The sequence below is a fragment of the Streptomyces sp. NPDC058796 genome, from assembly GCF_042745235.1.
Lineage (GTDB): Bacteria > Actinomycetota > Actinomycetes > Streptomycetales > Streptomycetaceae > Streptomyces.
Genome location: NZ_JBHYOP010000014.1, coordinates 45389 through 55938, shown reverse-complemented (window position 1 = coordinate 55938; position 10550 = coordinate 45389). Strand labels below are relative to the sequence as shown.

Annotated in this window: 10 protein-coding genes and 1 riboswitch; of the genes, 6 read left to right on the top strand and 4 right to left on the bottom strand. The window is 73.7% G+C overall.

The window, feature by feature from the left end:
* Positions 1-19: 19 nt before the first annotated feature.
* Positions 20-159, bottom strand: a riboswitch (cobalamin riboswitch).
* Between the two features lie 172 nt (positions 160-331).
* Together ACFW47_RS30265 and ACFW47_RS30260 are read right to left on the bottom strand one after the other, a co-directional pair.
* A complete protein-coding gene (locus ACFW47_RS30265) occupies positions 332-553 on the bottom strand; it encodes a hypothetical protein (RefSeq protein WP_043374477.1) in 222 nt (73 codons plus the stop codon).
* A gap of 33 nt (positions 554-586) precedes the next feature.
* Positions 587-1828, bottom strand: a complete 1242-nt coding sequence (locus ACFW47_RS30260) for an anion permease (protein WP_386282208.1) — start codon at positions 1826-1828, stop codon at positions 587-589.
* 223 nt (positions 1829-2051) lie between these two features.
* On the opposite strand from ACFW47_RS30260, the gene ACFW47_RS30255 reads away from it, so the two are divergent.
* The 3 genes from ACFW47_RS30255 (at position 2052) to ACFW47_RS30245 (ending at position 5898) form a co-directional block, all read left to right on the top strand.
* Complete coding sequence (locus ACFW47_RS30255) at positions 2052-2747, top strand: class II aldolase/adducin family protein (protein ID WP_386282206.1); 696 nt, start codon at positions 2052-2054, stop codon at positions 2745-2747.
* Between the two features lie 88 nt (positions 2748-2835).
* The gene (locus ACFW47_RS30250; RefSeq protein ID WP_386307691.1) at positions 2836-3963 is read left to right on the top strand and encodes an alpha/beta hydrolase family protein; all 1128 of its coding nucleotides are present in this window, start codon (positions 2836-2838) and stop codon (positions 3961-3963) included.
* A 513-nt stretch (positions 3964-4476) separates the two neighbouring features.
* Positions 4477-5898, top strand: a complete 1422-nt coding sequence (locus ACFW47_RS30245; RefSeq protein WP_386282202.1) for a hypothetical protein — start codon at positions 4477-4479, stop codon at positions 5896-5898.
* A 28-nt stretch (positions 5899-5926) separates the two neighbouring features.
* Here the strand turns inward: ACFW47_RS30245 and ACFW47_RS30240 are convergent, their stop codons facing one another.
* Positions 5927-6340, bottom strand: a complete 414-nt coding sequence (locus ACFW47_RS30240; protein WP_386282200.1) for a VOC family protein — start codon at positions 6338-6340, stop codon at positions 5927-5929.
* A gap of 295 nt (positions 6341-6635) precedes the next feature.
* Here ACFW47_RS30240 and ACFW47_RS30235 point away from each other — a divergent pair, with 295 nt between their 5' ends.
* The 3 genes from ACFW47_RS30235 (at position 6636) to ACFW47_RS30225 (ending at position 9753) form a co-directional block, all read left to right on the top strand.
* Positions 6636-8234 (top strand): ABC-F family ATP-binding cassette domain-containing protein, encoded by a 1599-nt coding sequence (locus ACFW47_RS30235; protein ID WP_386282198.1) that lies wholly within the window; start codon positions 6636-6638, stop codon positions 8232-8234.
* Between the two features lie 335 nt (positions 8235-8569).
* Positions 8570-8791, top strand: a complete 222-nt coding sequence (locus tag ACFW47_RS30230; RefSeq protein WP_003976983.1) for a helix-turn-helix domain-containing protein — start codon at positions 8570-8572, stop codon at positions 8789-8791.
* A gap of 158 nt (positions 8792-8949) precedes the next feature.
* Positions 8950-9753, top strand: coding sequence for an enoyl-CoA hydratase/isomerase family protein (locus ACFW47_RS30225; RefSeq protein WP_386282194.1), 804 nt, complete (start codon positions 8950-8952; stop codon positions 9751-9753).
* Between the two features lie 43 nt (positions 9754-9796).
* Here ACFW47_RS30225 and ACFW47_RS30220 read toward each other — a convergent pair whose 3' ends face one another.
* Positions 9797-10525: a nucleopolyhedrovirus P10 family protein gene (locus ACFW47_RS30220; RefSeq protein ID WP_386282192.1), complete on the bottom strand. Its 729-nt coding sequence runs from the start codon at positions 10523-10525 to the stop codon at positions 9797-9799.
* Positions 10526-10550 lie beyond the last annotated feature (25 nt).

Below are 10550 nucleotides of genomic sequence, written 5' to 3'. Positions count from 1 at the left end.
CAGGGTGTCCGCGCCCTGGTTAGAAGAGAACGGCGGTGGGAGTTCCTGGCTCCCGGGGATCACTCCCCGGTCACAGTGGCGGGACCGCGCCGGATTCACACCGGGCTTCCTCTCCAGCCGCCGCATTGGCTCCGGCAGTCCACCACGCCCCGCGAACACCCGTCAACTTGCCGTTGACCTGCGAGGGGGGAGTGTGCGAAGGCCCACACACGGGCGGAGTGCGCGGGCGCGGGGAACGAGTGCGCGGGGAACGAGAAGAGCGGGGCGCGGGACGGACTCCGAGGTCCGCCCCGCGCCCCGCACCACGGCGTGCGCCGCGCTGCCTGCCGGCTCAGGCGACGATCAGATAGATGCCGTACGCGACCGCCGCCGCGCAGGCCGCGAAGCACGCGTACGCGCCGGTGACCGCGAGGCCCGCGGAGCCGCCCTCGGCGGCGGCCCGCTCCTGGCGGGAGAGGCCGGCGATGCCGAGGGTGAACAGGCCCACCAGGGCCACGGTGGCCACGAGGCTGACCCCGAAGACGGAGCCGAGAGCTGCCCAGTCGATGCTCATGGAGTTCGTTTCCTTCGTACCCGGGGCGCGGGCTCAGACGGTGGTGGTGGCCGAGGGGGCCTTGGACTCGGAAGCGGAGGACGCGACGGCGGCCGCCGGCTCCTCGGTCACGCCCGCCGGGGGCGGGGTCACGGCGGCCATCGCCTGGGTCACCACGCCGGACTGCTCGGCCTCGTCGGTGTCGATGACGTTGGTGTGGTCGACGACCTCGCGCCGGGAGAGCTTCCAGATGGCGGCGCTGGAGGCGACCAGGAAGACCGCGACCAGGGCGGTGCCCCAGTCACCCAGCCGGCAGACCCACTCGGCGATCGCGGCGACCAGGGCCGCGGCCGGCAGGGTCAGACCCCAGGCGACGAACATCCGGGTGGCCGTGGACCAGCGGACCACACCGCCCTTGCGGCCGAGGCCCGCGCCCATCACCGCACCGGAGACCGAGTGCGTGGTGGAGAGGGAGAAGCCGAGGTGCGAGGAGGCCAGGATGACCGTCGCCGCGCTGGTCTGGGCGGCGAAGCCCTGCTGCGGCTGGAGGTCGGTCAGGCCCTTGCCCATCGTGCGGATGATGCGCCAGCCGCCGAGGTAGGTGCCGAGCGCGATGGCGATGCCCGCGGACAGGATGACCCACATGGGCGGGTCGGAGTCGGGGGCGAGCGAACCGCCGGCGACCAGGGCGAGGGTGATGATGCCCATCGTCTTCTGGGCGTCGTTGGTGCCGTGGGCCAGCGAGACCAGGCCGGCGGAGGCGATCTGCCCGGCGCGGTAGCCCTTCGCGGCGGCCTTGCCGTCGGCCTTGCGGCCGAGCCGGTACGTCAGGCGCGCGCCGAGCATCGCCGCGACACCCGCGACGAGCGGGGCGGCGATCGCGGGGATCAGCACCTTGGTGACGAGCGCGTCGCCGTTGACCGCGCCGACGCCCGCCGAAGCGACCGCGGCACCGATCAGACCGCCCATGAGGGCGTGGGAGGAGCTGGACGGGAGTCCGACCAGCCAGGTCAGCAGGTTCCAGAGGATCGCGCCGACCAGGGCGGCGAAGATGACCTCGGGACGGATGCCGGTCTCGTCCACGAGACCCTTGGAGATCGTGTTGGCGACCTCCACGGAGAGGAAGGCGCCGACAAGGTTGAGGACGGCGGACATCGCCACCGCCACCTTGGGCTTGAGCGCACCGGTCGAAATGGTCGTTGCCATCGCGTTGGCGGTGTCGTGGAAACCGTTCGTGAAATCGAACGCGAGAGCGGTCACCACCACAATCGCGAGGATCAGCGAGAAGCTTTCCATTTACCCAGGCAATCGTTCGAGGTCATTGGCTGGACGAACGTAGGTAACCATGGTGAACGGAAGATGAACTGAGCAGGGCGTCACGGTGACCGGAACCGGCGCCACCGCCTCCCTCCGCGTGTCCGCCCCGATGCTCTCCGGAGACGTGCCTGGCAGGATCGCCGCGACGCCGGTCGGCGGCGGTCCAAACGGGCCCGGAGCGGGCGGGGAGGAGACGGTGACTGTGACGTATTCGCGGGCCGGAGGGGCGGCGGGACAAGCGGAACCGGAAGAGGAACGGGACCGGAGGGCGGCCTGGGAGGCGCTCGTCGCCACGGCCCGGCGGACGGTGGCGGACGGCCTGGTGGTCGGCACCTCGGGCAACGTCTCGGTACGCGTCGGCGACACGGTGCTGGTCACCCCTTCGGGTGTGCCCTACGACCGTCTGGCCCCCGAGGACGTCACCGGCGTCGACCTTGACGGCCGACAGGTGCTCGGAGCCCTCGTCCCCACCAGCGAACTGCCCATGCACCTCGCCGTCTACCGAGCCACCGACGCCCGCGCCGTCGTCCACACCCACGCCGTGCACGCCACGGCCGTCTCCCTCCTCGTCCCCGAGCTCCCGCCGGTCCACTACATGACCGCGGCGCTCGGCGGCCCCGTCCGCGTCGCCCCCTACGCGGCCTACGGCACCGACGAACTGGCCCGCCACATGCTCGGCGCCCTCACCGGCCGCACCGGCTGCCTGCTCCAGAACCACGGCACCCTCACCTACGGCGCCACCCTGGACCAGGCCTACGACCGCACCGCCCAACTGGAGTGGATGTGCCGCCTGTGGCTGACGGCCTCCTCGGTGCCGGGCCGGTCGCCGTCGCTGCTGACCGGGGAGCAGCTGGCCGAGGCGGCGGACCGGCTGCGCGGGTACGGGCAGCGGACCTGACCCCCGCCGCCGGCCCGTTGATCCGAACGGGCCCGCCCGCCCGCCGTCCCGGTGGCTTACTCCGCTGCCTCCCGGGAAACTGAAAGGCGTGCGCATCCTCCCCGCGACGGCCGCCGCCGTCACCGCAGCCCTGGCCGCAGGGGCGGCGAGCGTCGCCGCCGGACGGCTCGCCAGCGACGCCGCGCTCAAGGCGCCGCCCGGACGGCCCCTGCCCACCGAACCGAGGCTCACCGTGCACGGCACCGCGGCCGGCCAGATCACCCTCACCCGGGACCTGGCCGCGCTGCGCCCCGGCCGCTACGGCCTCGCCGGCGACGGCTCCCACGCGGTCGTCGGCCCGGTCCTCGGCACGGCCGATCACGGCGCCGACACCGTCGTACGCCGCCTGGAACGCGTCACGCACGGCACCCTCACGGCCGGCGACCGCGCCTGGTTCACGCCGAACCTGTACGTCGGCAACCCGGGCACCGCCCTCGACCTGGAGTTCGCCGACGTCGAGGTCCCCGGCGAACTCGGTCCGCTGCCGGCCTGGTTCCTGCCCGGGTCCCGGCCGACCTGGGTCATCGCCGTGCACGGCCTGGCCGCCACCCGCGAACACGCCCTGAACCTCATCGCGCCCCTGCACCGCCGCAGTGTCCCGGTGCTCGCCCTCGCCTACCGCGGCGACGTCGGTGCCCCGCCCTCGCCCGACGGCCTGCACCACTTCGGCGAGACCGAGTGGCGCGACGTCGACGCGGCCATCCGCTACGCCGTCGACCACGGCGCCCGCCAGGTCGTCCTCCTCGGCTGGTCCACCGGCGCCACCATGGCCCTGCGCACCGCCGCGCTCTCCGACGTACGCGAGCGCATCGCGGGGCTCGTACTCGACTCCCCCGTCCTCAGCTGGGAGACCACGCTGCGCGCCCTGGCCGCCGCGCGCCGCACCCCGGGCGCGCTCCTGCCGCTCGCGGTCCGCGCCGCCCAGGGCCGCGCCGGCCTGCACGCCGACCACGACGCGGGGACCGCGGGCCTCTACCGCCCGGCGGTCCCCACCCTGATCTTCCACGGCCCCGACGACGCGGTCTCCTCCTGGCGCCTCTCCCGCCGCCTCGCCGACACCCACCCCCGCCTGGTCGCCCTGCACCCCGTCAAGGGCGCCCCGCACGGCGCCATGTGGAACGCCGACCCCGACGACTACGAAGAGACGCTGCGCCGCTTCATGACCCCGCTGGTGTGAGCCCGGCGGTTGCCGCGCCGGGCACCTCCGGCGGTCCGCACCGGACGTACGGGCGCGCACCCGTGCCGGTACCTCCCTCGAACCCCTGCCCGGTGGCTCCCACGGCCCTGGTCCATGCTTTTCCGGCGAACCCGTGCGGAGCCCCTCCGGCGCGCCTGCCGACTGCCCTCCGCCACCCGCCCCGGGCGGCCTCCCGGCCGGGTGCCTCCCCGGCGCACCCGCCCCGTGAGTGCCCGGCGGCGCGCGTGCCGTGTCCTGGCTGTCGCGTGCTGCCGGTTGCCGGGCGACCGCCCCCGCCCTGTCTTCCGGGTCCGTCCCGTGCCTTCCCGCGCACCCGTCCCGCGTCCCCCGGCGGGCCGGTGCCCGCCCTGCTCGCTGCCGGTTCCGTTTAATGCCGTACCGGTGGCTTGATCGTGCCTCGGAGGGCGTTCCAGACCGGTACGTCCCCCGCGCCGGACGTGGGTCATCGCATTCCGTTTGGGTTTTCGGACGGTCAACCGGAAGACTGCACCCGTGACGTCCCGTATCCCGCGCGACTCCAGGCTCCGACTCGTCCGCCCGCGACCCCTGGCCGCCGCCCCCCAAGCGATGACCCAGCGGCGTCCGCGCCGCGCCGCGCCACGGCCCCCGGAGGGCACCCCCGCCCGGTCGGAGCTGGCCAGAATGGCACGCTCCGGTCTGGCCGACGCGGCCCGCGTCGCCCGCTGGGCCGACAGCGCGCTCGGCCGCGGCAGCGCGACCGCCGACGGCAAGGCCACCCTCTCCGACGCGACCGCCGAGCGGGCGGCCCGGGAGCTGGGCCTGACCCCGGCCGAGGTCCGCGCCGACTGGGACACCGCCCGTCTCGCCGGACTGGTCGAGGTGCACGGTGACAGCGCCCGCCCCGGCTGGCGCCTGCGCGCCTGGAACCGTGACGACAGCGCCGTGCTGCGCGGCTGGGTCGCCCTCTTCGACGCCTGGTCGCTCGCCCACCCCGAGCCCGCCGGGCACGAGCCCGCCGCCGTGGCCGAGGTCATCTCCGCGATGCCCCAGGTGCTCTCCTTCCTCCAGCTGTCCGCCGGACCCGTTCCGGTGGCGCAGCTCCTGGACCTGCTGGAGCAGCGCGTCACCGAACTGCGTACCGAGCGCTGCGAGGTGCCCTACGGCCCCCGGCTCGAGCCGGGAACCCCGCAGCCCGCCGAGGCGGCCCCGGTCCCGGACACCGCCCCCGGCACCCCGCTCGCCCCCCTCCTCGACTGGGCCCTGCACGCCCTCGCCTCCGTCGGCGCCCTCACCTGCGGCGACGGTCACGCCACGCTCACCCCGCTCGGCAGCTGGGCGGTCTGGGTCAAGCTGGAGCAGATCTGCGTCGCCGCGCAGAGCCCCGCCGGCAACATCGAGCAGTCGGCCGAGGACATGCTCCGCGGCTGCGGCCGGCTCCGCCCGAACGCCGCCCGCGCCGAGTACCGCGCCTGGCTCGCCGCCCGCCCCGTCGGCAGCGCCGTCGCCGAGCTGATCGGTGCCGCCCGCGGCGAGGACGCCCTGCTGCGCGGCCTCGCCTTCGACGCGCTCCGGGTCGTCGGCGCCCCCGCCGAGCCCGAGGTCCGCGCGGTCGTCGACGAGCCGACGCTGCGGCCCTACGCGCTGCTGTGGCTGGCCGAGCACGACGGCGCCGACCCCGAGGACGCCCACGAGGTCCTCACCCGCAGGGAGGCCACCTGGCTGTGGGTCGACACCGCCGCCGCCGTCGCCGACCACGGGGAGGCCCCGTTGCTCGTGCGGCACCTGGAGTCCGCGGTGCAGCCCACCGTCCCGGCCCTGCTCGACGAGGTACGGGCGGTCGGGCACCCGCGCACCGTGCAGGTCCTGGTCGCGCTCGCCGCCGCCCACCCCGACCCCGCCCTGGCCAAGGCCGTGCGCCGGGCGGCGTTCCAGGTGCACACCGGAGGCGGCTGAGGGGCTGGCCGAGGGCGTCGGCCCGGGTTCAGGCGCGGATCTCCGGAGCGTAGGTGCCGAAGCTCCAGATGTTCCCCTCCAGGTCACGGGCCATGTAGTCCCGCGAGCCGTAGTCCTGGTCGGTCGGGGGCATCAGGATCTCCGCGCCGTGCTCCACCGCCCGGCGGTGGTGGGCGTCGACGTCGTCCACCACGACGTACACCCCCGCCGTCCCGGCGTTCTTCATCGCCTCGTCGAAGCGGCTGCCCGTGCCCTTCGAGCCGAGCATGACCGCGCCGTTTCCCTGGGCGAGCTCGGCGTGGGCCACCGAGCCGTCCTCGCCCTCGTACACGGCGAGTTCCGTGAAGCCGAAGGCCTGGGTGAGCTGGCGGACCGCCGCCTTGGCGTCCGCGTACAGCAGCGTCGGACAGACGCTGGGACGCCCGCCGTCCATGCCTGCCATGCCGATCACTCCCTTGTGAGCCGGTGTCGGGGACCGGACGCCGTGAGGACCCGGGAAGCCCGTGAAGTCCTGGAATCCAGCCCTGTCGCCAGTCTGGCACCGCCCGCTGACAACACCCCGGACCAGCGCTTCCGAACAGGGGAGCGCCGAACACGGGACCGCCGACGGCCGGACCCGGGAAAAGTGCTTGCACGGCCCCGTTAGACTGGCCTCATGGCCATTCTCCTCGCGCATTAGACGGCGGGAACGTCCTCCAGCCGCCCGTCCCGCCACCCACCCGCCCAGGAGTCTGACCGTGATCTCCGCCTCCGGCATCGAGCTGCGCGCCGGTGCCCGCGTCCTCATCGAAAGCGCCACCTTCCGCGTCGCCAAGGGCGACCGCATCGGCCTGGTCGGCCGCAACGGCGCGGGCAAGACCACCCTCACCAAGGTCCTCGCCGGCGAGGGCCAGCCCGCCGCCGGCACCGTCACCCGCTCCGGCGAGGTCGGCTACCTCCCGCAGGACCCGCGCACCGGCGACCTCGACGTGCTCGCCCGCGACCGCATCCTCTCCGCCCGCGGCCTGGACGTACTGATCCGCAAGATGCGCGAGAACGAGCAGCGCATCGCCAACGGCCAGGGCGCCACCCGCGACAAGGCGCTCAGGCAGTACGAGCGCCAGGAGACCGAGTTCCTCACCAAGGGCGGGTACGCGGCCGAGGCCGAGGCCGCCACCATCGCCGCCGCGCTGAACCTGCCCGACCGGGTGCTCGGCCAGCCCCTGCACACGCTCTCCGGCGGTCAGCGCCGCCGCATCGAGCTGGCCCGCATCCTGTTCTCGGACGCGGACACCCTGCTGCTCGACGAGCCGACCAACCACCTCGACGCCGACTCGATCATCTGGCTGCGCGACTACCTGAAGACCTACCGCGGCGGCTTCATCGTGATCTCCCACGACGTCGAGCTGGTCGAGACGGTCGTCAACAAGGTGTTCTACCTGGACGCCAACCGCTCCCAGATCGACGTCTACAACATGGGCTGGAAGCTCTACCAGCAGCAGCGCGAGGCCGACGAGAAGCGCCGCAAGCGCGAGCGCGCCAACGCCGAGAAGAAGGCCGCCGCCCTGCACTCGCAGGCCGACAAGATGCGCGCCAAGGCCACCAAGACGGTCGCCGCGCAGAACATGGCGCGCCGCGCGGACAAGCTGCTCTCCGGCCTGGAGGCGGTCCGCCAGTCCGACAAGGTCGCCAAGCTCCGCTTCCCCGAGCCCGCGCCCTGCGGCAAGACCCCGCTGACCGCCGAGGGCCTGTCCAAGTCGTACGGCTCCCTGGAGATCTTCACCGACGTCGACCTGGCCATCGACAAGGGCTCCCGGGTCGTCATCCTCGGCCTCAACGGCGCGGGCAAGACCACCCTGCTCCGCCTCCTCGGCGGCGTCGAGAAGCCCGACACCGGCCAGGTGATCGAGGGCCACGGCCTCAAGCTCGGCTACTACGCGCAGGAGCACGAGACCCTCGACCCCGAGCGCACCGTCCTGGAGAACATGCGCTCGGCCAACCCCGACCTGGACCTGGTCGAGGTCCGCAAGACCCTGGGCTCGTTCCTGTTCTCCGGCGACGACGTCGACAAGCCCGCCGGGGTCCTGTCCGGCGGCGAGAAGACCCGCCTGGCGCTGGCCACCCTCGTGGTGTCCTCGGCCAACGTGCTGCTGCTCGACGAGCCCACCAACAACCTCGACCCGGCCAGCCGCGAGGAGATCCTCGGCGCGCTGCGCACCTACAAGGGAGCGGTCGTCCTGGTCACCCACGACGAGGGCGCCGTCGAGGCACTGCAGCCGGAGCGGATCATTCTGCTTCCGGACGGCGTCGAGGACCTCTGGGGTGCCGACTACGCGGATCTCGTCGCCCTGGCTTGATCGAATGGACGATCCACTGGGTATGGATCATTCAGCCGATCCGTGATCCACCATCTGTGTGAGATCTCCTCATCACGAGGTGTGTCCTACACGGATTTTCGCGGCCGGACCTCCCATCGCCGGGGCCCGGCCGCGACGCCTTTCTGACCTGGACCTTCGCGGAGAAACCCGTTCGGGTGTACGGACGCGATTCTCTGGAATCCCCCATTCCGTATGTGGGGACCCGCTCCTGTCGTCACGACCTTGTCTCATCGACCTTGCCGAATGGGTGGCCATCAGGGCCGGGAGGGGTGATCATGAGGAGACCAGAGCGCACTTCCCATGAGGAGGCACGGGTGGCCGAGACTCTGAAGAAGGGCAGCCGGGTGACCGGCGCCGCGCGCGACAAGCTCGCGGCAGACCTGAAGAAGAAGTACGACGCCGGTGCAAGCATCCGGGCGTTGGCCGAGGAAACCGGCCGCTCGTATGGCTTCGTGCACCGCATGCTCAGCGAGTCGGGCGTCACGCTCCGAGGGCGTGGCGGGGCTACCCGGGGCAAGAAGGCCACATCGGCCTGACGTTCCGGGCGATCCCCCGGCTCCGAAAGTGAAGGTGGTCACCCGGTCGGTCCTCGGACCGCCCGGGTGGTTACTGTGCAGTCACTTAGCTCCGTCGTCGCACGGCGTGCAAGCCGGCGTACGGCGGGGACGACGACCGCACCTTTCGGAGGCGCCCCATGGCTTCGCCCGCCCACGACCCCGGTCCCGCACTCGACAAGGACGGTGTGCGGCTCACCGTCGACGACGCGATCGCCACGGTGACGCTGACCAATCCGGCCAAGCGCAACGCGCAGAGCCCCGCTCTGTGGCGGGCGCTCACCGAGGCCGGCCGGCTGCTGCCGGGTTCCGTCCGGGTCGTGGTGCTGCGCGCCGAGGGCAAGTCCTTCTCGGCCGGGCTCGACCGGCAGGCGTTCACGCCCGAGGGCTTCGACGGCGAACCGTCGTTCATCGACCTCGCGCGGGGTGACGACGCCGAGCTGGACGCGACCATCACCGAGTACCAGGAGGCGTTCACCTGGTGGCGGCGCAGCGACATCCTGTCGATCGCCGCCGTGCAGGGGCACGCCATCGGGGCGGGCTTCCAGCTGGCCCTCGCCTGTGACCTGCGGGTCGTCGCGGACGACGTGCAGTTCGCCATGCGCGAGACCAGTCTCGGCCTGGTGCCGGACCTGACGGGCACGCACCCCCTGGTGTCCCTGGTCGGCTACGCCCGGGCGCTGGAGATCTGCGCGACGGGCCGCTTCGTCATGGCCGAGGAGGCCGTGAACACCGGACTGGCCAACCTCGCCGTGCCCGCGGACCAGCTCGACGGCGCCGTACACGACCTGGCCTCCGCCGTGCTCGCCGCGCCGCGCGACGCCGTCATCGAGACCAAGGCCCTCCTCCAGGGCGCCCTCAGCCGCGACTACGAGGCCCAGCGTGCCGCCGAGCGCGCCGCCCAGGGCCGCCGGCTGCGCGACCTGGCCGGTCTCGGCGAGTGACCGGGACCACCGGCGCGTCGGAGTAGCCGGTTCGCCGGTCCGGTCAGTCGACCGCCGTCACCAGTACCGCCACCGAGGGGCGGTCCGGCAGCGCCGCGGACACCGCCGCGCGCACCTGCCGGGCCACCTCCACCGGATGGTGCCCGGTGTGCAGGGCCAGTTCCACCCGGACGTGACGGCGCGGCAGGGCGGACTCGCGCGACAGCTCCGCGATGTCCACCGGACGTCCCAGCGCGGCCGTCAGCCGGGACACGCCCGGGACGGCCAGCGCCGCGTCGGCCACGCGGCCCGCGTCGCCCTCACCCGGGCCGACGACGCCGCGCGGCTCCGGTTCGCGACCCGGTGCCGGAGCCGGCCCCGCCGCGGGCTCCGCAGCCGTCTCCAGCAGGGCCGTCGCCCGCAGATCCACGTCCGTCACCGTCAGGCCCAGCCCGTGCGCCGCCGTCGCCAGCGCGGCGCGCAGACGGGCCGCCGTCACCGGCAGCGGCTGAGCCGCCGTCGCCGCGAAGTCGGCCGTCACCCGCAGCGGTCCGGGCGGCAGGGCACTCGGCGGTGACGGCACCGCCGGTTCCCGCGCGTCACCCGGATCGGCGGGTGCCACGCGCAGACCGTCCGGGCGCGCACCCGCCACGGCCCCGGCAGCGGCCACCAGTACTTCGCGCACCGCCCGCTCGGCGATCCACGCGCCGTCCCGCGGCCCGCCCAGCGGCAGCAGCCTGCCGAGTCCCAACTGTTCCCGCACCGCCCGCGCCCACCGGTCCGCCGTCGTCATACCTCCAGCCTGCCGCATCCACGGC

What these genes read in the sequence shown, in the direction of transcription:
- ACFW47_RS30265 (WP_043374477.1), bottom strand. Translation starts at nt 553, where the DNA reads ATGAGCATCGACTGGGCAGCTCTCGGCTCCGTCTTCGGGGTCAGCCTC.
- ACFW47_RS30260 (WP_386282208.1), bottom strand. Translation starts at nt 1,828, where the DNA reads ATGGAAAGCTTCTCGCTGATCCTCGCGATTGTGGTGGTGACCGCTCTC.
- ACFW47_RS30240 (WP_386282200.1), bottom strand. Translation starts at nt 6,340, where the DNA reads ATGGCAGGCATGGACGGCGGGCGTCCCAGCGTCTGTCCGACGCTGCTG.
- ACFW47_RS30225 (WP_386282194.1), top strand. Translation starts at nt 8,950, where the DNA reads ATGGCTTCGCCCGCCCACGACCCCGGTCCCGCACTCGACAAGGACGGT.
- ACFW47_RS30220 (WP_386282192.1), bottom strand. Translation starts at nt 10,525, where the DNA reads ATGACGACGGCGGACCGGTGGGCGCGGGCGGTGCGGGAACAGTTGGGA.